Source organism: Pseudoalteromonas spongiae UST010723-006 (assembly GCF_000238255.3).
Taxonomy (GTDB): Bacteria; Pseudomonadota; Gammaproteobacteria; order Enterobacterales; family Alteromonadaceae; genus Pseudoalteromonas; species Pseudoalteromonas spongiae.
In genome coordinates this window covers 1273707-1298952 of record NZ_CP011040.1, presented here as the reverse complement: position 1 = coordinate 1298952, position 25246 = coordinate 1273707, and the positions used below count along the sequence as shown (strand labels likewise).

The 25246-nt window shown below is 41.0% G+C and carries 21 protein-coding genes; 14 read left to right on the top strand and 7 right to left on the bottom strand.

Annotation, left to right across the window (positions count from 1 at the left end; all coding sequences use genetic code 11):
* Positions 1 to 76: 76 nt before the first annotated feature.
* Entirely contained in the window at positions 77 to 1375 is a 1299-nt protein-coding gene (locus PSPO_RS20035; RefSeq protein WP_010558745.1) for a DEAD/DEAH box helicase, read from the bottom strand.
* A 186-nt stretch (positions 1376 to 1561) separates the two neighbouring features.
* The gene (locus PSPO_RS20030) at positions 1562 to 2371 is read right to left on the bottom strand and encodes a sulfite exporter TauE/SafE family protein (RefSeq protein ID WP_010558746.1); all 810 of its coding nucleotides are present in this window, start codon (positions 2369 to 2371) and stop codon (positions 1562 to 1564) included.
* 452 nt (positions 2372 to 2823) lie between these two features.
* On the opposite strand from PSPO_RS20030, the gene PSPO_RS20025 reads away from it, so the two are divergent.
* The 4 genes from PSPO_RS20025 to acuI all read left to right on the top strand — a co-directional run bounded on the left by PSPO_RS20025 (position 2824) and on the right by acuI (position 6733).
* Positions 2824 to 3801: a DUF1852 domain-containing protein gene (locus tag PSPO_RS20025; RefSeq protein WP_010558747.1), complete on the top strand. Its 978-nt coding sequence runs from the start codon at positions 2824 to 2826 to the stop codon at positions 3799 to 3801.
* Positions 3802 to 3822: 21 nt separating this feature from the next.
* Entirely contained in the window at positions 3823 to 4851 is a 1029-nt protein-coding gene (locus tag PSPO_RS20020) for a methionine synthase (protein WP_010558748.1), read from the top strand.
* A 218-nt stretch (positions 4852 to 5069) separates the two neighbouring features.
* Complete coding sequence (gene acuR, locus PSPO_RS20015) at positions 5070 to 5702, top strand: acrylate utilization transcriptional regulator AcuR (protein ID WP_010558749.1); 633 nt, start codon at positions 5070 to 5072, stop codon at positions 5700 to 5702.
* Between the two features lie 50 nt (positions 5703 to 5752).
* A complete protein-coding gene (acuI, locus tag PSPO_RS20010; protein ID WP_010558750.1) occupies positions 5753 to 6733 on the top strand; it encodes an acrylyl-CoA reductase (NADPH) in 981 nt (326 codons plus the stop codon).
* Positions 6734 to 6914: 181 nt separating this feature from the next.
* Here acuI and PSPO_RS20005 read toward each other — a convergent pair whose 3' ends face one another.
* Positions 6915 to 7418, bottom strand: coding sequence for a DoxX family protein (locus PSPO_RS20005; RefSeq protein ID WP_010558751.1), 504 nt, complete (start codon positions 7416 to 7418; stop codon positions 6915 to 6917).
* Positions 7419 to 7709: 291 nt separating this feature from the next.
* Here PSPO_RS20005 and PSPO_RS20000 point away from each other — a divergent pair, with 291 nt between their 5' ends.
* Together PSPO_RS20000 and PSPO_RS19995 are read left to right on the top strand one after the other, a co-directional pair.
* Positions 7710 to 8198, top strand: a complete 489-nt coding sequence (locus PSPO_RS20000) for a helix-turn-helix domain-containing protein (protein ID WP_010558752.1) — start codon at positions 7710 to 7712, stop codon at positions 8196 to 8198.
* A gap of 36 nt (positions 8199 to 8234) precedes the next feature.
* Positions 8235 to 8675 carry a hypothetical protein gene (locus PSPO_RS19995; RefSeq protein WP_010558753.1) on the top strand — a complete coding sequence of 147 codons (441 nt, stop codon included), beginning with the start codon at positions 8235 to 8237 and terminating at the stop codon, positions 8673 to 8675.
* Between the two features lie 128 nt (positions 8676 to 8803).
* Here PSPO_RS19995 and PSPO_RS19990 read toward each other — a convergent pair whose 3' ends face one another.
* A complete protein-coding gene (locus PSPO_RS19990) occupies positions 8804 to 9238 on the bottom strand; it encodes a hypothetical protein (RefSeq protein WP_010558754.1) in 435 nt (144 codons plus the stop codon).
* 145 nt (positions 9239 to 9383) lie between these two features.
* On the opposite strand from PSPO_RS19990, the gene PSPO_RS19985 reads away from it, so the two are divergent.
* Positions 9384 to 10247, top strand: a complete 864-nt coding sequence (locus tag PSPO_RS19985) for an alpha/beta hydrolase family protein (RefSeq protein WP_010558755.1) — start codon at positions 9384 to 9386, stop codon at positions 10245 to 10247.
* A 187-nt stretch (positions 10248 to 10434) separates the two neighbouring features.
* The gene (locus PSPO_RS19980; RefSeq protein WP_010558756.1) at positions 10435 to 11271 is read left to right on the top strand and encodes a DUF417 family protein; all 837 of its coding nucleotides are present in this window, start codon (positions 10435 to 10437) and stop codon (positions 11269 to 11271) included.
* A 54-nt stretch (positions 11272 to 11325) separates the two neighbouring features.
* Here the strand turns inward: PSPO_RS19980 and PSPO_RS19975 are convergent, their stop codons facing one another.
* Positions 11326 to 12210 (bottom strand): LysR family transcriptional regulator, encoded by an 885-nt coding sequence (locus PSPO_RS19975; protein ID WP_010558757.1) that lies wholly within the window; start codon positions 12208 to 12210, stop codon positions 11326 to 11328.
* 175 nt (positions 12211 to 12385) lie between these two features.
* Between PSPO_RS19975 and PSPO_RS19970 the strand changes: the two genes are divergently transcribed.
* The 4 genes from PSPO_RS19970 (at position 12386) to PSPO_RS19955 (ending at position 15130) form a co-directional block, all read left to right on the top strand.
* Entirely contained in the window at positions 12386 to 13060 is a 675-nt protein-coding gene (locus PSPO_RS19970; protein ID WP_010558758.1) for a type 1 glutamine amidotransferase domain-containing protein, read from the top strand.
* Positions 13061 to 13095: 35 nt separating this feature from the next.
* Entirely contained in the window at positions 13096 to 14145 is a 1050-nt protein-coding gene (locus PSPO_RS19965) for an NADP-dependent oxidoreductase (protein ID WP_010558759.1), read from the top strand.
* Positions 14146 to 14158: 13 nt separating this feature from the next.
* On the top strand, positions 14159 to 14767 hold the full coding sequence (locus PSPO_RS19960; protein WP_010558760.1) for a glutathione S-transferase family protein: 609 nt from the start codon (positions 14159 to 14161) through the stop codon (positions 14765 to 14767).
* Between the two features lie 69 nt (positions 14768 to 14836).
* Positions 14837 to 15130 (top strand): hypothetical protein, encoded by a 294-nt coding sequence (locus PSPO_RS19955; RefSeq protein ID WP_040641868.1) that lies wholly within the window; start codon positions 14837 to 14839, stop codon positions 15128 to 15130.
* 142 nt (positions 15131 to 15272) lie between these two features.
* Here PSPO_RS19955 and PSPO_RS19950 read toward each other — a convergent pair whose 3' ends face one another.
* Positions 15273 to 15908, bottom strand: coding sequence for an NAD(P)-dependent oxidoreductase (locus tag PSPO_RS19950; RefSeq protein ID WP_010558762.1), 636 nt, complete (start codon positions 15906 to 15908; stop codon positions 15273 to 15275).
* 109 nt (positions 15909 to 16017) lie between these two features.
* Here PSPO_RS19950 and PSPO_RS19945 point away from each other — a divergent pair, with 109 nt between their 5' ends.
* Positions 16018 to 16911: a LysR family transcriptional regulator gene (locus tag PSPO_RS19945; protein WP_010558763.1), complete on the top strand. Its 894-nt coding sequence runs from the start codon at positions 16018 to 16020 to the stop codon at positions 16909 to 16911.
* 109 nt (positions 16912 to 17020) lie between these two features.
* Here the strand turns inward: PSPO_RS19945 and PSPO_RS19940 are convergent, their stop codons facing one another.
* The gene (locus PSPO_RS19940) at positions 17021 to 19438 is read right to left on the bottom strand and encodes a TonB-dependent receptor (RefSeq protein ID WP_010558764.1); all 2418 of its coding nucleotides are present in this window, start codon (positions 19436 to 19438) and stop codon (positions 17021 to 17023) included.
* A gap of 389 nt (positions 19439 to 19827) precedes the next feature.
* On the opposite strand from PSPO_RS19940, the gene PSPO_RS19935 reads away from it, so the two are divergent.
* Positions 19828 to 25185 (top strand): thrombospondin type 3 repeat-containing protein, encoded by a 5358-nt coding sequence (locus tag PSPO_RS19935; RefSeq protein WP_010558765.1) that lies wholly within the window; start codon positions 19828 to 19830, stop codon positions 25183 to 25185.
* The last annotated feature ends 61 nt before the right edge of the window (positions 25186 to 25246 follow it).

Genomic DNA, 25246 nt, shown 5'->3' with positions numbered 1-25246 from the left:
AGTTAGATGTCACGCTTCTTTTAAAAAGCCTACTTCAGAGTTGTAAACATCTTAAAGGCGGTTTAGTTTATGTTGCTTATCGGCGCTTACGTTTATTTGATTTCTTTTTGCTTGATGTATCAGGCATAGGTTCAAAATTGCCATATTCATCGTCATAAAACTGATTCGTTTTGGACTTTTTACCTGCCGTTTTGCCTTTTTTAGGCTTGCTAATGCCTTGCCCGCCCCACAATTGTTCGGCACGTTGAATACTCGGTATAAACCCAGCGACCACCTGTTGTTCAAACTTACGATTGATAAGGCGTTCAATAGCATTCAATTGCTTGCTTTCATCGCTGCTAAATAACGAGATAGACACGCCTTTTTTGCCAGCACGTCCGGTGCGGCCAATGCGATGCACATAATCTTCCGCCACATAAGGTAAATCGTAGTTAATAACGCAAGGTAGGTGGTTAATATCAATACCACGTGCGGCAATGTCGGTAGCAACAAGTACCTTTATATCGTTGTTTTTAAATGCCGCAAGCGCCTCAGTACGGGCGTGCTGTGTACGATTAGCGTGAATCGATTCTGCGCTTATACCGGCTTCTTTTAATGTGGTTACGAGTGTATCGGCACCTTGTTTGGTGCGGCTAAACACCAATACTTGCTGCCAGTTATGTTTTGACAATAAGTGAATTAATACATTACTTTTTTGATTTTTATCAACGTGATAAAGCGTTTGCTTAATGTTATCAACCGTTGTATTCGCGGCTTCAACTTCAATCAATTGTGGCTCGTGTAACATGGTATTTGCGAGCGTTTTAATCTGATCAGTAAAGGTTGCTGAAAACATTAACGTTTGGCGTTTATTCGGTAATAACTCGCTGATTTTTTTTATGTCATCGATAAAGCCCAAATCTAACATGCGGTCGGCTTCATCGAGTACTAGAGTGTGTAACTGGTCAAAACAAACAGCGTTTTGTTGATGTAAATCGCGCAAGCGCCCGGGCGTTGCAATTAACACATCAACGCCTTGCTCAAGTGCGGCTATTTGCGGCTCAATTCGCACACCACCGAACACCGCCAATGAACTTACATTTAAGTGTGCACTGTAATTGCTCACACTGGTGGCTACTTGTGCTGCGAGCTCGCGGGTTGGCGTAATTATTAACGCTTGTACATTTTTTGTTGTTATTTTTTCGGTAATTAACTGCAATACCGGAAGAACAAATCCGGCTGTTTTGCCGGTACCCGTTTGGGCAATGGCTATTACATCTTGGCGTTTTAAAATAGTTGGAATTGCTTCACGTTGAATAGCTGAAGGCGTATCGTAACCTTGCTCTGCAATTGCAGTTAGAAGTGCGTTGTTAAGACCAAGGGTTTTAAAACTCATGTAATATGTTCTCAAAAGAATAAATAAGAAAAGGGTGCATATTAAGAAGCTAAGCAATAGCACACTTCATTGCGAGCTGTATTCTATCACCTTTTGGCATTTTAGTAATTTTGAGAATGGAGTGTATAAATGAAATGCTCGCGCAATGTTTAACTGCGCGAGAATAAATAGCCTGAGTGTTTAAGCTTAACGTAGCAACATGTTTGCCGCCATGATCACCAGTAGCACGGCAAAAATCTTTTTAATGGTGCTAACGGGTAAGTGGTGAGTTGCTTTAGCGCCAAGTGGGGCGGTAAACCACGAAGTACACACAATGCCAAATAGTGCAGGCAAATAAACAAAGCCAGCGAAACCTTGTGATAAACTCAGCTGTTCACTTCCCGACACAATATAGCCAACCGAGCCAAACAGTGCGATTACAATGCCACACGCTGACGCGCAACCAATCGCTTTTTTCATATTCACTGAAAAAAATGTCAGTAGCGGCACAAGTACGGCGCCACCACCTATACCAATCATTGCCGATAAGCCGCCAGTAAGTGTGGTAAGCACAGTCAGTAGCCCTTTATTAGGCAGCTTACGCGCTGTGTCATCAGTTTGAGTGTTACCAAACATCATTTTTATGGCAATAAATACAACGCTGATAACGAATACTAAACGTACGGCCTTTTCTGGTAGCAGTGCAGCCATAAAGCCACTTAGTAACGCACCTAAGGCAACGCCTGTCATAATCCAAGGCGCGAGCTGCCAAGGCACATTGCCATTTTTATGGTGGGCAATGGCAGATGAGGTTGATGTAAACAAAATCGATGCAAGGGATGTGGCAACAGCGGTGATCACAATTTGCTCTTGGGGCAGCACGGCAAAGTGCAACAAAATCATACTTAAAATTGGCACTATCACTAAGCCGCCGCCAATTCCCAGTAAGCCTGCAAGAAAGCCAACGCCACTGCCTAACACTGCACAATAAACAAATAGTTCGATTAGTTCACTCATTCCATCGCCTCGTTTTTATAGTTGATTTATCGTCGCTGGCGTTGGAGCAGAAACTTTTAGATTCGCTTATGCCTACAACAAAGGCGCAAAAGTATAGCAATATTATGTGTAATTACAGGTAGATAAACTGCAGCTACGCCGTGAGCAATATTCACATTCAACATGAAGTAAATTTGATTTAGCTATTTGGATGTCTAGATACCTTAACTTCTTTTGTCTGGTGTATGCTTTTTTGTTGTAAAAAGTGCGAAGCGAAGTTCTAAGAAATGAATATGCTTCACGTTTTAAGTGAAAGAAAACCGTTTTTCTTCATGGTACTGAGCGCGTATAAATTACTCATCTTTTAACGTGAACTTATTTTCAGTCACCGCAAGTGAGCCGTAATACAGATTTAAAACGGCAGTAAGTGAAATGGAAATACACTGAATTTACACATTGGACACACGTACACCATGAATAACGAATTTACTTTTACTGTTAAGCGTTTTCCGTTAGACGAAAACTATCACCCATCAAACAGCACACGTATTACAACCAACTTTGCGAACTTGGCGCGAGGTGAAAACCGCCAACAGAACTTACGCAACGCATTAACCATGATTAACACAAGCTTTAATGCGCGCGCTAAATGGGATAACAAAAATGGCCAGCGTTACTCAGTTGAGCTAGATATTATTTCGGTAGATATGGAAATAGCGGGTAGTAGCGAGGCGTTTCCGTCAATTGAAGTATTAAAAACCAATATTATTGATCATGAAACAAATCAGCGCTTTGAAGGCATTGTTGGTAATAACTTTTCTTCGTATGTGCGCGATTATGATTTTAGCGTGTTACTGCTTGAGCATAACAAAGACAAGCCATCGTTTAGTATTCCTGAAAATTTTGGCGAATTACACGGAAAACTGTTTAAAAGTTTCATTAATTCAGAGGTATACAAAAACAACTTTAACAAGCCACCTGTTATTTGTTTAAGCGTTTCGGATAACAAAACTTACTTCCAAACTGATAATCAGCACCCAGTGTTAGGCACCGAATATGTGCCAAATGAATCGTCATTAACGGAGCAGTATTTCAAAAAAATGGGCCTACAGGTGCGTTACTTTATGCCGCCAAATAGCCAAGCGCCGTTAGCATTTTATTTTGTTGGCGACCTGCTAAATGATTACACCAATTTAGAGCTAATCAGTACGATAAGCACAATGGAAACATTCCAAAAAATCTATCGTCCAGAAATTTATAACGCTAACGCAGCGGCAGGCAGTTGTTATCAACCGAGCTTAAAGAATCAAGATCACTCGTTAACGCAAATTGTTTACGACCGTGAAGAGCGCAGCCAACTGGCAATTAAACAAGGTAAATTTGCACAAACGCACTTTATTGAACCTTATCAATCGCTACTTGAAAAGTGGTCGGCAAACTTTGCTGCTTAAAAAACGGAATTAGCATTAACTATGAAAACATTATTACCGACATCGACCGCGGGCAGCTTGCCAAAACCAAGCTGGCTTGCAGAGCCAGAAGTGCTTTGGTCACCATGGAAATTAAGCGGCGACGCACTTATTGATGGCAAACACGATGCACTAAAAGTATCACTTCATGAACAGCAACAAGCTGGCGTAGATATCGTCAGCGATGGTGAGCAAACCCGTCAGCACTTTGTAACTACCTTTATTGAACACCTTGATGGTGTTGATTTTGAAAATCGCAAAACCGTGCGCATTCGTAATCGTTATGATGCAAGCGTACCAACGGTGGTCGGCCCTGTGGCACGAAAAGCTCCAGTGTTTGTTGAAGATGCAAAATTTTTACGCGCGCAAACCGACAAACCAATTAAGTGGGCGTTGCCTGGCCCAATGACAATGATTGATACCTTGTATGACGATCATTATAAAAGCCGTGAAAAACTTGCGTGGGAATTTGCCAAAATTCTTAACCAAGAAGCAAAAGAGCTCGAAGCTGCGGGTGTTAATATTATTCAGTTTGACGAGCCAGCGTTTAACGTGTTTTTTGATGAAGTAAATGACTGGGGTATTGCGTGTTTAGAGCGCGCGATTGAGGGTTTAAAGTGCGAAACGGCAGTGCATATTTGCTACGGTTACGGCATTAAAGCAAATACAGATTGGAAGAAAACCTTAGGCTCAGAATGGCGTCAATACGAAGAAGTATTTCCTAAATTACAGCAATCGAATATTGATATCATTTCTCTTGAATGCCATAACTCGCGTGTGCCAATTGAGTTACTTGCACTTATTCGTGGCAAAAAGGTAATGGTAGGGGCTATTGATGTAGCAACCGATGATATTGAAACGCCAGAAGAAGTCGCTGATACCTTGCGCGAAGCGCTGAAATACGTGGATGCAGATAAGCTGTATCCATCAACTAACTGCGGCTTAGCGCCGTTATCGCGTGAGGTTGCACGAGCAAAACTGAACGCCCTTGCCCAAGGTGCAGCCATTGTGCGTGCAGAAGTACAAGCTTAAGTAACATTCCCTAAATAATCCAAAGAATATAGGCGTACAAATAAGTTGCACGCCTTTTTTTGTGTATAAAAAATTTAATTGAATGCCATTAATGTCAATTCTGCGGTTATTTTATAAATGAATTTTCAGAAGGTTTTGTTAAAGAGTATATTTTTAATATTTATAACTTCACGAATACATGCTTGTTATTTTTTAGACGGTCGGTCTATAATCGATTTATGACAGAGAAAACATCACAACCTCGCAAGCGAGGACGGCCGAAGAAAAGTGAGCGAGCTCACCTCGACACACGAGCTGAATTAATTCAAAGTGGTTTGGCGCACTTTACAGAGTTTGGCTTTGTGGCGTCAGGCATTGATATGATCCTGAAAAAAACAGGCACACCGAAAGGTTCTTTTTATTATTATTTTGACAGTAAAGAGGCGTTTGGTAAGGCAGTAATTGACAATTACGCTCGGTTTTTTGCTAAGCGATTAGATGGCTGTTTACTTGAACATTCGGTTGACCCAGTAACGCGAATTACTCAGTTTGTCGCGTTATCTAAACAAGGTATGGTTAAGCATCAATTTACGCGTGGCTGCCTCGTAGGTAACTTAGGCCAAGAAGTCGATCTGTTACCTGAAACGTTTCGAGCTTTACTGCTGGCTATTTTTACCGAATGGCAAGATAAGCTGGCGGTGTGTTTAAAAGAGGCGCAACGGCAAGGGCTTTGCGATAAAAGCAAAGATCCACATGCCTTAGCTGAATTTTTCTGGGTTGGTTGGGAAGGCGCTGTGAGTCGGGCTAAATTAGCGCAGTCGACCAAACCACTTGATAGTTATTTAAATCACTTTTTAATGTTGCTGAAATAAAATTTTTTATAATTTAATAGACGATCAGTCTATATTTGGAGGTAATACCGATGAAAGCAGTGCTAATTGAAAAAGATGAACAAGGTTATCGTGCAGCCTTACAAGAACTTGAACCGAGCTTTTTACAAGGTGGTGACGTCGTCGTTGATGTTGCCTACAGCACGTTAAATTACAAAGATGCGCTTGCTATTACAGGTAAAGGCCCGGTTGTAAGGCAGTTTCCTTTGATCCCAGGCATTGATTTAGTGGGAACTGTGGTCGAAAGTGACAGTGAAAAGTTTAAAACGGGCGATAAGGTATTGCTAAATGGCTTTGGTGTTGGCGAGCAATATCATGGTGGTCTTGCTCAAAGAGCCTGCGTTAAAAGTGATTGGTTAATTCATTTGCCGCCACAAATCACACCCTTTCAAGCGATGGCAATTGGCACAGCTGGATATACGGCGATGTTATGTATTATTGCGCTTGAAAAACAAGGGATTACTCCAGATTCTGGTAAAATCTTAGTAACTGGCGCGAATGGCGGGGTGGGCAGCTTTGCCATTTCATTGTTAGCAAAATTGGGCTATCACGTGGTTGCTTCAACTGGGCGCGTGTCAGAGGCTGAATACCTAATTAAGTTGGGTGCAAAGGATGTTATCGACCGTAATACTTTGTCTGAGCCTGGTCGCCCATTAGGGAAATCGTTGTGGGCGGGTGCCATTGATTCGGTAGGTAGTCATACGTTAGCAAATGTATGTGCTCAAATGGAGTATGGTGGGTCAGTCGCGGCATGTGGACTGGCACAGGGTATGGATTTTCCGGCAACTGTTGCGCCATTTATTTTACGTGGTGTGAACTTGCTTGGTATTGATAGTGTGATGCGGCCAATTCCAGATCGTGAAGCTGCTTGGCAAAAACTGGCGCAGTTGATTGATGACACCATGTTAAAAGATATCGTAACGACCATTTCACTGTCACAAGTAGTCGAAGTATCAAATGATTTATTAGCGGGTAAGGTGCAAGGTCGAGTAGTTGTTGATCTAACGATGTAAATATTATCAACTTTTTAATCAACTAGTTTTAATATTTCAGCGTGCTGTGTTTTCGATAATCGGTGTGTTTGTTTATAAAATCGACCCGCTTTAATCTCAGCTCTTGTTATTTAGATAAACATTGCTCAGACACAAAAGGCGTACAAATAGGTTGTACGCCTTTTGCATAATAGTGAAATTGTTATTTTTCTAAATAGCTATTTGCACTTGCATGCATAGTTACTGAACTGTGTGTTTTAACACATAAAAAGTAAGCCCACGCAATGAGGATAATTTGTAATGGCGCACGAATAAGTAAATAAATTGGTCCCCATTGGTGGCCACCTAAACCAATGCTGTTGAAGGCTGCATAAATATTTGCCGGAAAAAACACAATAAAAATAACAATTGCGAGTTTTGCTGCCAGCTCACGGTACTTTGTAGTAAAAAGTGCAATGCCAACCGCAAATTCTAATAGTCCAGTGGCATAAACTAATTGTAAACGCAGGGGAACCCAAGGCGGCAACATTTCAACCATACCGTGTGTTTTTACAATATGACCAACTGCAAAGAAAACGAAAGTGATGCCCAACCCAATAGACGCATATTCTTTAATGTTTATTACTTGTCGAGTTACTTGCCCTTTAATAAACCCAAACAGTAGTGGGCTTGTTAGCAAGATAAGAATTATTATTGGTGTGATCACGTTCCCTCGCAAATTGCTTTATTTGTTATGTGTTTAAGAGTGGTGTCAATAGGCGTATAAACCTCATCCTTGTAACAACTATAACTCACTGACATTACAAAACTTATACAAACTAATGTGGTTTGGTAAAAAAGCTTAACGGAATATTACTTATTGCTAACCACAGTTATTGCTTGAATTTATTGTTTGGTTACGTAAAGGTAACGTAAGGCTTACGGAACAATAACGTCACGGAGATTGCGCTTGCTTGCTAGGTTAGTACTGAGCCAGTAAGGAAGCCAAAATATACAATTGAAAATAAACGCTGCGCATTTGAAGTCGCTCAGAGAATCTCGATGTTGGTCGCAACAAGCGCTGTCGGAATTCTCAGGCTTAAGTTTACGTACAATACAGAGAATTGAAGCAAAATCGGTTGCATCGAAAGAAAGCATTAAATGCTTGGCGGCGGTGTACGAGGTACCGGTGCAATCACTGTGTGTTAGTGACTTATCAATAAGCGAGTCTTCAGCGGAAATAGATGACGAACAAGTACAAAAACGAAGTACACAGCGCACTTCACAGTTAAAGCGAATGTATATTCAATTTGCGTTTGTATTTGCCTGTCACATGTTTGGTTTTGTAGGCATTTTCTTCGCGTATGACGAGCAACGAATTGATAGTGAAACGTTTCAAGTGTTGAAGAATAGCTTGTCAATTGTATTGGTCTTTTCTGCCCTTTATTTTATGTTTCATGCGTACAAGTTGAAGCGAAAATTAGGCATTGGTTCATCTGAAATTTAACCAAAGGGGCAAGTAAGTGCTTGCTAAGGATGAAAGATGAAAAGACTATCAGTAGAATTTAATGTGTTAGCGATGGCGTGCGGGTTGTATTTACTTGTGAGCATCGCATGTTCGATTTTATTAACCTTGGTTTGGCAACTCAATTTGGATGTTGCTAATCAAAACTATCAAGCGTTGGCACAACAGGCAGAACAATCGCCGTTTATAATTATTGGAAGTGCGATAATAGGCGTCTTTACAACTATGTTAACCGCCGCATTTATTACTTTTCGCGCTAAAAGACATGTTTTACAGCTCGTATACTTTACCGGATTGTTAATCTTGTATGGCGTTTTAAGTATTGTATTGCACCCTGAAGCGTCTATCCTGATTAACGTATTGAAAGTATTGTCACCTGCACCGTTATGTTATTTCGGTTATTTAATCGCAACGCAATACCAACAGAAGAAGCAAATGCCGAGTCTTGCTGCTGAGTAATCTGTTAACGCTCAAAACCGTTAGCTACCCCCTTGCTTCGCAAAGTTAGAAAAACGCACTATTAACAAGTTCACCGAGCATCATGTGTTTGATGCTCAAATCAAATTGCCAGTGATTACTAGATAGCTTTACGCTTTACTATTTAAAAATAAGCCAGCATTGCTCTGTGCCGTGTGAGTCGGTTTTGCAAATAGTCCGCTTACATACGTTGCTGCTTGTTGTTGTATTAGTGATTGTACGTTCACAAGCGCTTCATCTAACTGTTTTTGCAGTTCAATGAGTTTCGTATTTTTTTCTGGGTCGTCATCATCTGAGGTGTTACGTAAGTCTTTTATTTGCTGCTGCAGCGACACAATGTGGTTAATTTTATCTTGTGTTTCATTTGGTTTAGCAGCATCGTGTTGCTCTTCTGTTTTCGCCGGTTTTTCGTTCTGTGATTCACTCGCTTTGTCTTTTGCGTCAGCGTTGGCGGTATCGTTTTTTGATTGTGTTATGTCGTCCTCGTTAGTGTGAAGTAATGTGTTATATCCTGAATAGCCCGAGGAAAGATTATTAATGTTCATAAACGTCCATAATTTGACATGTAAACAGGCAGTTAAGCAACTATTGTGCCTTTTATAAAAGCGGTTTTGGCTGATTATGCTTATTGCTATCTGGTAAGACCACTTGTAATCTATGAAGTATGAACATTTATTAATTGCATAATCCATGGCGAGCTTTGTTAAACAAGAAATTAAAATTAGTTGTGAAGATAATTATGTATTAGCCGCGACAGCTTATTTACCTGATAATGTAAAAGCAGCGGTTGTTATTGGGCCGGCTACCGGTATAAAACGTCAGTTCTATAATGCGTTTGCAGAATATTTAGCAGGCAATGACTTTGGCGTTTTAACGTATGATAATCGTGGTATTGGGCAATCAATTGATGGTGATATTGCGTCGCATACCGCGAGCTTACAATGTTGGGGGCAATTAGATAAACCTGCCGCCATTTCATGCTTACAGCAGTTATTTCCAAATACTTCGTACCATTTAGTTGGCCACAGCGCCGGTGGTCAGCTTATTGGCCTTGCCAAAAATGCGACCGAATTAAGTTCAATATTCAATTTTGCAAGCTCGTCAGGGCAACTGCGCAATATGAAACTGAAAGATCAGTTTAAATCACATTTTTTCATGAATATGTTTATTCCGTTTTCAAACATGGTATTTGGTTATACGAAATCCCAATGGTTTGGCATGGGAGAGCCATTGCCAAAACAGGTTGCGAAGCAATGGCAAACTTGGTGTAACGGTAGTGGATATGTAAAAACTGCATTTAATAAAACAGTTTTTACGCATTACTACAACGAACTTGCTATGCCAGCGTTATGGGTCAATGCCGTAGATGACTTTATTGCGACCTATGAGAATGTGCGCGATATGATGTCGGTTTGCCCCAACTTAGCGGCAAACACACTGACGTTGTCGCCAGCCGATCATAATTTAAACGAAATTGGCCATATGAAGTTTTTTAGTCGTCGCGCCAACACATTGTGGCCAATTGCGCTCGATTGGTTGAATTCACATGCTTAACAGTAATGATGCTGATTTATCATATTAAAAACAGGCCGTTACAAGGCCTGTTTTTATTTTAACAGCAACATATTGCAAGTCAGAGCGAAGCAGAACTGGCGGATTATTTTACTTTTTTGAATAGTTTTGTGCTCAATACAGGTCTATCACCATACGATTTATGATTAGATGGTTGAGTACACAACTTATGAAAGAAAGCAGCAATAAAGTAATTGTTGGCGCATTGCTTGGCGTTTCCGGTTTATTAATGGGGATCAGCACCTTGCTGATTGGACAAGATTTAAGTTTACAGCGCGTGCTGGATTTTTATTTGCTCGATGGCGTGATGAGTTCGCGCTATGCAAGTTTGCTAGCGGGTTTTGCATTTTTGGCTATGGCTATTCTTGCTTTGTTGAGTATAAAAAAGCGTAAATACCAAAGTGTTTTATCTGCTTTTTTACTCGTTATTAGCATAGCGCCGTTACTCACATTACTGGACAGTAGTCGTTGGATTGCTGATTTAGGCGGTTTTCCGGCGATTGGTTCTGGGCAAGGGATCATTAAGTATGCTGCGTTGTTGGCACTTGCAATTCACTTTATTTACGCCGATAAAATGACACTTCGTCAACAGCACGTTTTACAGCTATTTCCTGTTGTATTGGTGCTGTTATGGATTGGAGGCATGAAGTTTACTTTGCTTGAGGCGCAAGGCATTGAAGATCTGGTTCGTTCGTCGCCATTAATGAGTTGGATGTATTCAATTTGGTCTGTGCAAACCGCTTCAAATATTATTGGGGTTTACGACCTTGTTGCACTTAGTCTATTAATTTTATCTCTGCAATTTAAGCGTTTATTATTACCAGGTATTGCCATGGCAGGGGCTGTAATGCTAACAACACAAACATTTTTGTTTACATGGCCGGCAGCGTTATCGGGCGAGACCTTACTCACATCGGGTGGGCAGTTTTTAATTAAAGACTTATGGTTTATCGCAAATCTCGTATTGTATTATTATTTGAATAATAGTGATGAAAATACACGTTAGCGATAACGTGATTCAGACCTCTTAATGCCATTTTACAGCTCGAAATAGTCGTTTTTATTCATTTGGCCATTTAGCGAAGTGTTCTAATAAATAATCGATCGCAAGGCGTGCACGCAGTGGCATAAATTGTTTGTTTTGATACACAATCCAACTTGTTGCGCCAGTAATGCAATAGGGGGCTAATATTGGCACTAATTTTTTTTGTTTAATTGACTTCGTGAAGGTGCTGTCTGGCATGTAGGCTATGCCTAAACCTTGTTCACACGCATCAAGCACCACATTTGAATTGTTACTTTGCCAATTACCACTGACTTTAATGCTTTGCTTAATCCCATCAATATTAAAGGTCCAGTGGTCACTGTTTGCCAAAATGCAGCGATGACTTTTTAATTGATTCGGGTGATTTGGTGTACCGTACTTGGCCAAATAGTCAGGACTCGCAACAAGCATCATAGAGCGACTAATTAGTTTTCGCGCGATAAGGTTTGAATCATTTAATTCGCCATAACGAATCGCAAAGTCTATGCCGTCTTCTATAAAGTTAACCATGCGACTATTAAAGTCGATATCAATGGAAAGCTCAGGGTGGTCTTTGGCAAACGTCATAAGCGCGGGAGCGACAAAATTCTCAGCAAAGCCCCCTGCAGCACTGACTCTCAGAGTTCCGTTTAGTTGATACTGCTGCTGAGTAACTTGTTCATTAGCCTGTTGTAAGCCATTTACTAGATATTTGCATTGCTGGTAATAAAACTCACCGTTTTCAGTCAAGCTGATTTGTCGCGTGGTGCGGGCAAGCAATCGCGAGCCTAAGCGTTCTTCTAATCGCGATACTTGTCGGCTAATGTGGCTGGTGGAACAACCTAACTTCTTAGCCGCGGCTGAAAAACCACCGCTTTCGGCAACGGCAACAAATTCAAATATACCTTCAAAACTATCCATATAACGACTCCATTATAACAACCCGCTTTGTGTTAACGTTTTTTATGATAAAGCACACATTTGCGTTGATTGTTGCTAAATAGCAAAAGAGTTTAACTGATTTAGGTAATTATCATTGAAATAGAAACAATATAAAGTGGTTTTAACTGATTAAAACGCAATAAAGGTATTTATTATGAAAAAAGTACTTATTCCAGTAACAAATCACGCAACCCTGGGTGAAACCGACCAAGCAAATGGCACCTATGCGCCAGAGCTGACGCATGTTGTCCACGTATTAAACGATAACGGAATTGCGTTTGATATTGTATCGATTAATGGTGGTAAGGCGCCGCTTTATGGCACAGATATCGAGGGTGATGATGTGAATAACCAAGTACTTGGTGATGCGTCATTCCAAACGCAGATCAACAATACGGTGCCTGTATCGCAAGTTAAAATTGATAATTACGATGCAATTTTCTACCCAGGTGGCTTTGGGTTGCTGTCTGATTTAGCGAGCAATAAAGAAGTTGCGAGTATGGCGGCTAAACATTATGAAGCAGGTGGCATTATTGCTGCAGTATGTCACGGTCCTGCGGCATTGTTACCTATCACATTGAGTAACGGCGAACCATTAATTGCGAGCAAACAAGTAACAGCGTTTACCCGTGAAGAAGAGGTCGATTTTGGCACCATCAATGATATTCCTTTCTTACTTGAAGAAGCCTTAACACGTATAGCCGCGCAATATAGCAAAGTTCAACCTTGGGGTGAGTTTGTAATTGAAGATGGGCGTGTAATTACTGGGCAAAACCCAGCAAGCGCACATGCTGTTGGTGAGTTTTTGGCAAAGCTATTGGCAGAGTAATCGGCTAATACCCTGTTCAACAAGAAGGATTTAATATGAAGCAAAATCGCGCAGTAAACCGCCAAATTACTTTAGCGTCGCGCCCCCATGGCGCACCAATACCCGCGAATTTTAATTTAGTAGAAAGCAGCCTACCGATTGTTGGTGACAATGAAATGTTGCTTCGTACCATCTATTTATCGCTTGACCCCTATATGCGCGGGCGAATGAATGACGCAAAGTCTTACGCAGATCCCGTGGCGATTAACGAGGTTATGGTAGGTGGCAGTATTTGTCGTGTCGAAGCATCTAATCTCGAGGGATTTGAAAAAGGTGATTTGGTTGTCGCATTTGGTGGTTGGCAAGATTACAGCATTTCAAATGGTGAGGGCGTAATCAAGTTAGATAGCGCAATGACCAATCCATCTTATGGGTTAGGTGTACTGGGTATGCCTGGGTTAACCGCGTATATGGGGTTAATGGACATAGGCGCCCCAAAGGCTGGAGAAACCCTAGTTGTTGCGGCGGCAACAGGGGCAGTAGGTAGTCTTGTTGGTCAAATTGGTAAGCTGCAAGGCTGCAAAGTGGTTGGTATCGCAGGTAGCAAAGAAAAATGTGATTACGCTGTAAACGAGTTAGGCTTTGATGCCTGTTTAAACCACAATGATGCGGATTTAGCTGAACAACTGGCAACAGTGTGTGATTCGGGTATTGATATTTATTATGAAAATGTAGGCGGAAAAGTGTTTGATGCCGTACTACCTCTTTTAAATAGCAAAGCACGTATTCCATTGTGTGGCTTAATTGCGCAATACAACGCAACGGATTTACCACCTGGCCCAGACCGCCTTGGTTTATTAATGGGCAATTTGCTTGTTAAGCGCATAAAAATGCAAGGCTTTATTGTATTTGATGACTACGGTCATCGCTATGGTGAATTTCAACAAGCCATGGTGCCATGGCTTGTATCAGGGCAAATCAAATATAAAGAAGACAAAGTAGTCGGCCTTGAAAATGCGGTGTCGGCATTTATCGGCTTATTGCAGGGCGAGAACTTTGGCAAATTGGTTGTGCAAGTTGGCCCAGAACACTTGGATACAGAATAAACAGGAGTTGCTTATGATTACAGTCCATCATCTCAATCAATCACGCTCAACACGCGTATTGTGGTTACTTGAAGAACTGGGTATGCCATATCAAATTGAACATCATAAACGTGATGAGACAACGCGATTAGCCCCCGCTAGTTTGGGGGAAATTCATCCGCTAAATAAAGCGCCAATCATTGAACACAACGATGTTGTAATTTGCGAATCAAGCGCCATTATGGAGTACATTCTCGATCAAGACGAAACGCAGCGTTTACGCCCAGAAAAAGGCACAAAAAGTTATTACCAGTATCTTGAATGGTCGCATTTTGCTGAAGGATCGTTAGGTTTGCCGATTATTGCGACCTTGTTAATGCAAATGGAAAAACGTGATGGCACTAACCCTATGGATGGCTATATTGCAAAAGAGATTAACCTAGATTTAGGTTACATTGATGCAGTACTTGCTAAGCAAACCTATTTTGCTGGCAACCAGTTTACCGCTGCGGATATTATGATGACAATCACGTTAGAGTTTGCGGCTAATTTAAACTTGCTTGAAAACCGCGATAACATTACTCGCTATTTAGCAAATGTGCACAGCCGAGAGGCATATCAAAAAGCACGTTCACTTGGCTAACGATTATTGATACAAAAACACGCGGCTATGATTTACACTGGTCGCGTTTTTTTATTGATAATAACGTTTATGATTAGCAGTCACTATGTAGCAAAAAGCCCTAAAGGGGATTTTTTAGACTTAACCATTGAAATAGGGTTACCAGAACCGGATCCAGAACCCGGTGGCGATTTTCGCTGTAAAGTAACAATCAAAGCCTTCAAAATTGAAAAGTTTTCCTTTGGGGTTGATCAATTACAAGCTCACAGCTTAAGCATTAAATTACTCAATATGTTGCTGGTAGAAAAGCAAACGCAAGGTTGGCTATTCTATTTTCCTGATGATTTAGACCATGCGATGGATTTTGAAAATGGCTTTTTTTAGCCAGAACTAAAGCTTAAATCTTTCGATAAAAAAAGCCTTGTAGCACTAATACGTGACAAGGCTTTTACTTAACCAGAACTTGGGCTATTTATTTAGACGCGGCGTTACATCAAATGTGTGTAACGCAATGAGTAAACTTTGTTTAGTAAGCCACACCAATTCGCTGATTCAGGTATTTTGCTTTTTCTAGCTCATCAACAAACGCAACGGCATAGTCAGCGACAGAAATACGGCTCTGGTCTTGTTCGTCAACTAATAGTTGGTCGTCTGTCACGCGATAATTTTGCTGCTTATCGCCAGGGAATATTTCAGCGGCAGGGCAAATAAATGTCCAGTTTAATGGGGTTTGTGTTTGCTGGAACACCGTTAATGCCTCGCCTTGAGCAATCGCTTCATCTTTGTATTCTACGGGAAACTCAGGCGTATCAACCAGTTTTACATTTGGTGCAACGGTTAATGAACCTGCACCGCCCACCCAAACCAGTCGCTCAATAGCGGTATGTGGCAATTCGCTCAGTAATCGCCTTGCGGTGTCTGCCACTATGTTGTGATTTCCCAACGCGCGGCCACCTATGGCTGTAACAAATACGCTTTCGTCCGTAATTACATCTGAAAGGGAGCTGTTATCGGTTAAGTCGAATGGTTTAACGTTAACATCGGTCACGTCATAATTTTTGGGGTTTCGTACCAGTGCAGTCACTTGGTGACCTCTTGACTTTGCTTCTGCAACAATATGGCTACCAATCCAACCTGATGCACCTAAAACAACGAGTTTCATATTTTTTCCTCACAATGTGTTTGATTTCGTTGTGTCTAGATTAGAAGAAAACTATCATGAAATAATCAGGTTAAATTGAAATAGATTGTATCAATTGAAGTTACTAATTATGGATCGTATCAATGCAATTAAAAGCTTTGTTGAAGTTGCACACTTGGCAAGCTTTACCAAAGCAGCTGAGCGCCTGGAACTCAGTCGCTTGCAAGTGTCGCGGCATGTTCAAGAGCTGGAACAATGGTTAGAACAGCGTTTACTGCACAGAACAACCCGTAAAGTAAGTTTGACTCAACAAGGCGAGCGCGCATTAATCCGTTTTGAGAGAATATTGAATGAAACCAGTGCGCTGGTGGCTGAAAGCATTGCAAATAAAACAGAGTTGTCAGGAACCATTCGAATTTCGAGTCCAATTGGTTTTGCACAAACTATGTTAGTAGACGCAGTTAGCCAGTTTATTGCGCAACACCCGCGAGTTAAGATCGATATTCACGCCAGCGATAGCTTTTCAAATCTAGTCGAACAGCGTATTGATATTGCGCTTAGGTATACAAATACACCAGATGAAAACTTGATTGCACGACCACTTCTGAAAATTGGCGCATGTGTTTGTGTTTCGCCAAGTTATTTGGCAAAACATGGTGCGCCTTTAACACCGGATGAATTAACAGATCACCCTTGTTTGGTGCATTTAAATCACAACCAATGGCGCTTTTTTAATGACAATACACGTGTTGAAGTGAAGGTGTCTGGGCCACTCGTGTGTAATGATGTAACCACGATTGTGCACGCGGCGATAAATAGTGCCGGAATAGCATGGTTGCCGTTTGATATTGCTCGCAGTTACATACAGCAACAACAGCTTGTGCCTATTTTAACTGAGTATTCACTTGAAGCGAGTCAGTTGTGGGCCGTGTATCTATCACGAAGTTATCAATCTCCGCTTGTACGCGCATTTATCGATTTTGTATCGGATTCTTGGCAGCAGGATATTTTGCCAAACAAGTAGGGATCTGAATGTTCAGATCCCTTGGGTATGAAAATGGTTATGATCTCAGGTTTGGCTAAATTAATTTACGTTAGCCGTATATGTGTTAACTTCATCCGAGACCACAGTTTTAGAAGCGGTAGTTAAAGCGCAATTGGGCATTACGCTCTTTGCCAGGCATACCACCTAAGAACATGGCTTTTTCGTAATATACTTTGTCGAATAAGTTATTTAACTTAAGTTGTACACCCCAATTCTCAGCTTGGTAAGCAATTCCCGCGTCAAACACGGTATAACTTGGTACATAACCGTCAGGAATACCAAAGGAGTTTGAGTTTGTGCTGCGCTCATCAACATAGATGCCGCCAACGCTGAATTCAATCGGGCTTTCACTGGTAAAGACATAACTCGAATGAGTTAACCAAGCACCCGCTGTAACATATGGTACACCTTTTTGTCGCTCATCATCGTTATCACGGGCATCTTGATACACCGCATTGATATTTAGTTTCCACTGCTCATTTAAATAAGCATTTAAATCAAGTTCAATACCGTTTGTTTCTTCTTTACCATCATAGAAGTAGCGCGGTACATTCGGTGCTGAAACACCTTCATCAAAATCTGGGTTGTTATAGCGTAAATTAGTGCGACTAGATTCAAATATCACTAATGATGCAACCAGTTGATCATCGAGTGCTTTATAACGCATACCAATATCATTACTGATAGATTCTGAATCTTTACGGTCACTTTCGTTGCCGTAGATAGTGCCAAGCACACTGTAGGCGGTTCGGCCTTTTGCGTGGTTTACAAATATCGACAAGTCGTCATTTATAAGGTAGGTTGCACCTAAATTATAAGTCATACCACTATCAGAGGTATCTTGCTTTGGTGTTGGCTCAGCGGCACTTGCGCGGTAACGCGGGTCTACACCAAAGTGCGCATAGCGCTGAGTGATTTCATTAAACGCTACGCCAATACGCGTAGTTAAACCAAAGTCAAAATACCCTACATGTTGAATACCTAACCCCCAAGCACTGACTTCTTTGTTGTAGTTCGCGGTTTTAAGCGGATCATAATCCTCGAAGCTGCCCGCACCCCAATTAGGTGTGCGAATATCAAAAATATATGGCAATTGACCACGATAAATTGTGTTGCCATCTTTGTCTTTAATTACTTTATCAGCGTCATAGATAGAATACTGCTGAAAGCGAATGTCACGGTCTTCATAATTTGCATTGACTAGTAATTCGTTGTCGATATCACCAATTGAAAAATCGTAACGTAAATCAGCAAAATATTGTAACGATTGCTCATTTGCAGTTACTTTTCGGTATTCTTGACGTCTTGCAGCAAATGGGAAAAGCTCACCGTCAACGACTAATGGTGCGCGCGGATCGGCATTTATAGTGCCGCGGCGGTTCCAATACACATAGTTATAGGCACCAGTTTGACGGGCAAACCCTGAATCGTAGTCGCGGTATTGTAATTGCTGGTTAAAGTAGAGGTTATCAGTGAAGTTAATATTGTGCGTTAGCTTTATACGAAACTCTTCACCTTCATTGTCTTTTGCCATCGGTGAAATGATGCCGTTATGACCAAAGGTGTAAGGCGTTAAGCCATCGTTAGCTGCAAGTGACTCTGCCAATTGTTGTCTTTGTGCATCGCTTAGCTGAATACCAACCCCGTTAGGGTCGTTTACTAAGTCAGTCCAGCTTACGTCGCCCGCGCCTTTACCGCCGACCGATTCGGCATTATAAATACGAATAGGGTGACCGATTGAGTCAACTCCAATGCCATCTTTAATATAGGCGGTCGAAAGCATTATATCGTGGCTGTCGCTAAATACGTATTTGAAGCTGAGGTAGGCTTCGTCGCGGTCGTTGTTTAAATCGCGATAACCGTCGCTGCGCGCTGATTTAACCAAAATACGGTAAGCGAGATCATCGGTGATTGCAGCCGTTGAATCAAGTTCCAGCGCATAGGTATTCCACTGGCCTAAATCGGCGGTCATGGTGTGAGAGGCTTCAAACTCTGGTTTTTTCTCAATCAGGTTAATAACACCGCCAGCACTGCCCATGCCGTATAAACCGGTTGCTGGGCCTTTTAATACTTCGATTGACTCAACATTGGTCATTGAACGGGTAGGGTTAAAGGTGTTGCCAAGGCCCGCGCCACCATACATGCCGTCGTATGTGTAGTTAGCACCAAGGCCACGGATCACTAAATTATCGCCAATGCCGTAATTGTTACCAGCTTGGGTTACACCACTGATGTTTCTGATAGCATCTTGTAAATTGTCGACAAGTTGCGAGTTAAGTAATTCACTGTCAACCACCACTACAGCCGCTGGGGTTTCCATTAACGACATATTCGATTTAGTAGCAAGACCCGAGTTCAATACCACTTTATTTTGGCGACCATAAACACTGACAACTTCAATGTCGTCGTTGTTTTTTACCTTAGCTTGGTTATTAGCAAAGGCTACTGAAGTTGGTAAAAGCGCTGCGCATGACAGTGCAATAAGCGAGAGATTAAATGATTTCATTGTTTAGATAATTGTATTTGTAACTAAGATGCAAATGATAACTGTAATCATTTGCTATATTCAATCGTTCAATATGACATTTAACATTAATAAAAGTAACGGTTAACGTTATTAACAAATGTGCTTATGGCGTAGTCAGATTGACTTACGGTTACAGGCAAGCTTTGGTTGTAAAAACCACTATTTGTAAAAGTACAATAAGTCGGTATGTGTAAAAACGATAAAAAGAAGCGCGGTGACAAAAATGATTTAGACCTAGATACACAAATTTATAGTTACCCCAACCATAAGAAAAGTAGAACAAAACTTTGTTTTATCTGTATTTTGGATTTTTAACCCCTTATACTCCCGTCCCCATATAAATTACATAAACTCAAGGATGATTTTAAGTGCGCTCGCTTCGTTTACTTTCATATCTTTTTTTTCTATCCGTACTGACCGCTTGTGGAGGCGGTGATTCTTCTGCTCCTCCGCCAAAGCCACCTATTGCAGATTTTGATGGTGATGGTATTGCGGATTCTCAAGATAACGATGATGACAATGATGGTTATTTAGACACCGAAGATGCTTTTCCAATGGATAGTGCTGAGTGGTTAGATTCCGACTCAGATGGTATTGGTAATAACGAAGATACCGACGATGATAACGATGGTGTGCTGGATGAAGATGATGCATTTCCACTTGATGCTAATGAATCCGTTGACTCTGACTTTGATGGCGTAGGGGATAATTCAGATGATTACCCAAATGATCAGTCGTGTTATTTGCAAACCGATGGTAACGGCAGCACATGTTATTTAACCTTATTAAAACAACAAACGAGTGCGCCGATTATTCGAGGCTCGAATGAATATATTTATTTCACCTTGAGCGATACATCGCAATTACTTGCTTTAAATACTGAAAATCAACATTTTGACACGCCGCTCAATTATGATAATGAGTTTGAATTAGAAGACTTTTTGATTCATCCAACACACGAACGCATTTATTTAAGATATGGTGATGGCTCAGTTAAATACTTCGATCAATCTAAAACATTAAAGCCAAGTCAATTTACGCTTACGTCTGAGCAAAAGCTTGTTGTTGCGGGACCTTATTTGTTCGTGTCTGACATGAATTCGGTATTGGTTTACGATGTAAACGGAATAGAGACTGGCTCTGCTCGAGTTCCTTATAATATCCAGTATGGTGTTTGGAATGAACAGAACTCGACGTTCTTTGCATCATTAGGCTACTCAAACCAAGTACATGCCCTTGGTTATTTTGAATTAAACAGCGATGGCGAAGTCACTATCGGACGTTATGAGTACCCAAGTAGTAATGTTCTTCCAAACACCCCGCTGTTTATTGAGTTGAACGATTCTCGGCTGATGTTTTTATCTGGAGAAATTTTCTCTAAGGAAGGCCTGAGTTATGCTGATAGGTTAGATATTAATTTATTCGAAATGATTCCGGTGAATGACGAACAATACCTTTCTACTCGTTATGTGGCTGGAAATACAACCTTTAGTAGGCTGGATAATGAATTTAACCTAATTGATATGCGCGAGCTAGAAGGTGCGCCAAAGGTGATATCTGGTCACAATGGTCAATTTACACTTATCACCGAAACGATAGACCACTTTAAGGCTCATAATTACGATTTAACAAATGACGTTGACGGCGACGGTATTTCGAACGAGTTGGATGCATTTCCGATGGATATTGCTGCGTCGTTAGATACGGACAATGATGGTTTTCCGGATAGTTGGAATGATGGTTATTCGCAAGTCGATTCCACATCAAGCCTGACTTTAGATCTATTCCCAGATGATAATGCTTGCTGGGCAACTGAGCATGATAATGGGCAGGGAGAGTGTAACTTTGGTGCTACTATGCCGAGTTTTACTCCTGAAAAAGTGGAAGCTGATGCAGATGGTATTCTTTACTTGTTCAGTGAGGAGCACAGTACGGTGTACAGGTGGTCGTCTGAAACGCAACACTACTTGAGTCCAATCAAAATTGAGACTGGTTTTATCGGCTCAGCGCCAATTGACATGGCTTTTTCTCAGTCACATCAACGTCTGTACTTCGGATATCAAGATGGGCAAGTTACTTTCATTGATATTGAAAATCCAAGTATCGAACTTGATTTAGTACAAATCCCTAAACAATTAGGTGGTCTTGCGATGGCCGGCAATTTTTTACTTGTTCAGGGAGGTACAGGTTCTTGGTCTTCACATTATATATTTGATAAAAATGGAAAAGAGACCGCAGCTAATCATTTTAGTCACTATTCTGACGATTATACGTGGAATGCTGAAAATGAACGAATGTACTTTTTCAGTCAACGCATGTTTCCTAATGACTTGGAATACGAGCAAATAGATCAAACGACAGGTGAGATTGTTGACAATGGAGACTCTCCGTATCACGGTGATTTTCAGATTTTACCGCCAGTAAGAGCGTCTAATGATGGAAGGTTTGTTTTACTTGGTAGTGGTGATATCTACGATGCCGATACTTTGAATTGGCAAATATCGATAGATGCCTTAAACGATGCAATTTGGCTAAGTAGCGGGGAACTTGTTACTGTAAATGCTTTGAATGAAAGTACATTTACTCTTACACGTCGAACGAGTGATTTAACAACTATTGAACTAAGTGATTACGAGGGCCACTTTATTCGCATAATAGCGGCTGCAAATAAAGTTATCATTATTAGTGAATTAAATGGCGAACTTACCTTTATTGAGTATGTTGCAAATAATGACACCGATGGTGACGGCGTTGATAATTTAACCGATGCCTTCCCGATGGATGTTGCAGCATCTTTAGACTCGGACAACGATGGTTATCCTGATGAATGGAATGACGGATATTCTGAGGCAGACTCTACCACAGACTTAACGTTGGATAGTTTTCCAAATGATAGTGCATGTTGGCTAGTAGAACACGACAATGGCCAAGGGCAATGCGATTATGCTGCGACAATGCCGAGTTTTGTTCCTGATCTTGTATTGTCCGATAGTGTTGGCGGTATCTATTTATACAGCGAAGAACACAGTAAAGTGTTTCGCTGGTCTGCACAGTCTAATGCATACACAAACCCATTAATTGTGGGTCGCAAAATGGGGCTATCAACAGCTGCACCAAAAAAAGTTGAGCTTTCACAAACGCATAACCGCTTATATTTTGGTTATGAAAGTGGTGAGATTACCTATGTTGATTTAGCAAATATTGGCCCAGAAAAACGATTCGCAAATACAGCTCACTCAGTGGGAGGCATCGCATCAGTTGGTAATCATGTGTTAGCGCAAGGTGTAAGTGGTTCTGCGGAGACAATTTACATTTTTGATGTTGATGGAAATCAAACGGATTATAAAGACTGGCACTATTATTCACGAGTTTATGCGTGGAATAAATATAATAACCGTGTTTATTACTTCCGAGATAATAGTTCGCCCAATGATTTAATGTACTTAGAAATGGACCAACAAACAGGAAAAGTAACTGAGTCGGGTGAAACGCCATATCACGGAGCTTATAGTATAAGACCACCAATCAGGGTATCGAATACTGGTCAATTAGTATTGCTTGGTAGTGGAGACTTGTATGATGCAAATACCCTAGAGTGGCAAAGCGCAATTGATGCATTCAGCGATGCGCTTTGGTTAGCTAATGGTGAATTAGTTACTGTAACGAATACTCAAGACAATACATTTGTGTTGAATCGTTACAATTCACGCTTTGATACAATAGAAAGTCTGAGCTTTACTGGTCAATTTATTCGTGTAATTGCTACTGATAATCGCATATTTATCGTGAGTCGGTCTAACGATGACATTTTATTTACCGAATACGTTGTAAATAATGATACCGATGGAGATGGTGTAAGTAATATCTTAGATGCTTTCCCAACTGACCCAGCTGCATCAGTAGACTCTGATAATGATGGATTTCCAGATCAGTGGAATTCGGGTTATACAGAAGCTGATTCAACAACGGGCTTAACACTTGATATTTTCCCCCAGGACAGTGCCTGTTGGTTAGCGGAGCATGATGATGGACAAGGTTCATGTGATTACAGCGCTACTATGCCTATTTTTGTTCCTGATGAAATCGCGTCAAATGGTACTGACCACCTTTACTTGTTTAGTAAAGAGTATGGAAAAGTTTACCGTTGGTCTTCACAAACTCAGTCATATACAAATCCAATTCAAGTAGGCAAAAAGTCAGCTATTTCATCTGTTTCACCTAATAAGATGACTTACTCGCCTTCTCATCAACGTTTGTATTTCGGTTATGAAAGTGGCGAAATTACCTATGTTGACGTAACGAACATTGGCCCTGAAATGCGGTTGGCGAATACTGCATCGGCAGTAAATGGACTTGCATCAGTTGGTAATTATTTACTAGCGCAAGATGCTAGCGGTGCTTGGGAGTCACACTATATTTTTGATAGAGATGGAAATAAAACAGATTACAAAGATTGGAATCATTATTCGCGTGTCTATGCTTGGAACGAGCAAAACAATCGCGTTTATTTCTTCAGTGACGGTACATCACCTAATGACCTTCATTTTGAAGTGATTGACCAGCAAACCGGAAAAATAACTGGGGAGGGTGAAACCCCTTATCATGGAGATTACAGCATTAGACCGCCAATACATGTGATTAACCAAGGTGATCATGTTTTATTAGGTAGTGGTGATGTGTATGACGCAGACAGCATGCAATTTGTAACATCGCTGACTAACACGAATGAAGATGCTGTGGCGTTTTCTGACGTGTTTGTAGTGGCAAACTCCAATTCAGAACTAAAAACCTATGATAGTGCATTTTCTATTCTCTTAAGCCAGCCTGTAAATGGTGAGCTGCTTGCCATTGAAAAGCATCACGAACAGCTTGTCGTCGTGTCACGCATTTCAAACGAGCTGCACTTCGAAGTTATCAACTATGGTGATTCAGACGGCGATAATATGCCAGCATGGTGGGAAATAAAATATGGGCTATCAGACGATAATCCAGACGATGCGATTGGCGATTTAGACAATGATGGACTATCAAATCAGTCCGAGTATTTGTTTAATACATCACCTATCGAGCGAGACACCGACAATGATGAGCTAAGTGATTTTGACGAAATTAACAGTCATTCAACCAAGCCATTGGTATTTGATACTGACGGCGATGGGCTAGGTGATGGTCAAGAAGTCTTAACAGTTGGATCAGATCCGTTAGTAATTGATACTGATGGTGATACATTTAGCGATGGTGATGAGGTATTAAAATACAACACGGATCCGCTTGATGCTGACGCTAAGCCAATCGCAATTAGTGCTTTTACTGAATCATTTGAGCAAGGTATCGACAGTGCATTTTGGCAAAATAGTAGCGACAGTGCTCAACCATGGCAATTATCAGATGCGCAGGCAAGTGATGGTACTAGGAGCATTCGCTCAGGGGAAATTAACCACAACCAACAATCAGGTATCACCTATTCAGCGTTGTTAATGGCAGGAAAGTTAACATTTGATGCTAAGGTATCTTCAGAGAGCTGCTGTGATATGTTGAAGGTATATCTGAATGACGTGTTTCAGCTTTCAATTAGCAGCCAAGCAGACTGGCAGAAAGACCTATCTATTGATATACCGCAAGGAGAAAATAAAATCGAATGGCGTTATACCAAAGATTCATCGGTTTCGGAGTCAGATGATGCGGTTTGGATTGATAACATTAAATTTGTGGGTCAAACAAATTAGGGTGTGATTGAATCCGCTACATAATACTAAAAGCCGCAATCAGTTGCGGCTTTTTTGTAAC

Bases quoted from the DNA above. Each gene is read 5' to 3' on its own strand.
- PSPO_RS20035 (WP_010558745.1), bottom strand. From the start codon at position 1,375: ATGAGTTTTAAAACCCTTGGTCTTAACAACGCACTTCTAACTGCAATT.
- PSPO_RS20030 (WP_010558746.1), bottom strand. From the start codon at position 2,371: ATGAGTGAACTAATCGAACTATTTGTTTATTGTGCAGTGTTAGGCAGT.
- PSPO_RS20025 (WP_010558747.1), top strand. From the start codon at position 2,824: ATGAATAACGAATTTACTTTTACTGTTAAGCGTTTTCCGTTAGACGAA.
- PSPO_RS20020 (WP_010558748.1), top strand. From the start codon at position 3,823: ATGAAAACATTATTACCGACATCGACCGCGGGCAGCTTGCCAAAACCA.
- acuR (WP_010558749.1), top strand. From the start codon at position 5,070: ATGACAGAGAAAACATCACAACCTCGCAAGCGAGGACGGCCGAAGAAA.
- acuI (WP_010558750.1), top strand. From the start codon at position 5,753: ATGAAAGCAGTGCTAATTGAAAAAGATGAACAAGGTTATCGTGCAGCC.
- PSPO_RS19995 (WP_010558753.1), top strand. From the start codon at position 8,235: ATGAAAAGACTATCAGTAGAATTTAATGTGTTAGCGATGGCGTGCGGG.
- PSPO_RS19990 (WP_010558754.1), bottom strand. From the start codon at position 9,238: ATGAACATTAATAATCTTTCCTCGGGCTATTCAGGATATAACACATTA.
- PSPO_RS19985 (WP_010558755.1), top strand. From the start codon at position 9,384: ATGGCGAGCTTTGTTAAACAAGAAATTAAAATTAGTTGTGAAGATAAT.
- PSPO_RS19980 (WP_010558756.1), top strand. From the start codon at position 10,435: ATGAAAGAAAGCAGCAATAAAGTAATTGTTGGCGCATTGCTTGGCGTT.
- PSPO_RS19975 (WP_010558757.1), bottom strand. From the start codon at position 12,210: ATGGATAGTTTTGAAGGTATATTTGAATTTGTTGCCGTTGCCGAAAGC.
- PSPO_RS19970 (WP_010558758.1), top strand. From the start codon at position 12,386: ATGAAAAAAGTACTTATTCCAGTAACAAATCACGCAACCCTGGGTGAA.
- PSPO_RS19965 (WP_010558759.1), top strand. From the start codon at position 13,096: ATGAAGCAAAATCGCGCAGTAAACCGCCAAATTACTTTAGCGTCGCGC.
- PSPO_RS19960 (WP_010558760.1), top strand. From the start codon at position 14,159: ATGATTACAGTCCATCATCTCAATCAATCACGCTCAACACGCGTATTG.
- PSPO_RS19955 (WP_040641868.1), top strand. From the start codon at position 14,837: ATGATTAGCAGTCACTATGTAGCAAAAAGCCCTAAAGGGGATTTTTTA.
- PSPO_RS19950 (WP_010558762.1), bottom strand. From the start codon at position 15,908: ATGAAACTCGTTGTTTTAGGTGCATCAGGTTGGATTGGTAGCCATATT.
- PSPO_RS19945 (WP_010558763.1), top strand. From the start codon at position 16,018: ATGGATCGTATCAATGCAATTAAAAGCTTTGTTGAAGTTGCACACTTG.
- PSPO_RS19940 (WP_010558764.1), bottom strand. From the start codon at position 19,438: ATGAAATCATTTAATCTCTCGCTTATTGCACTGTCATGCGCAGCGCTT.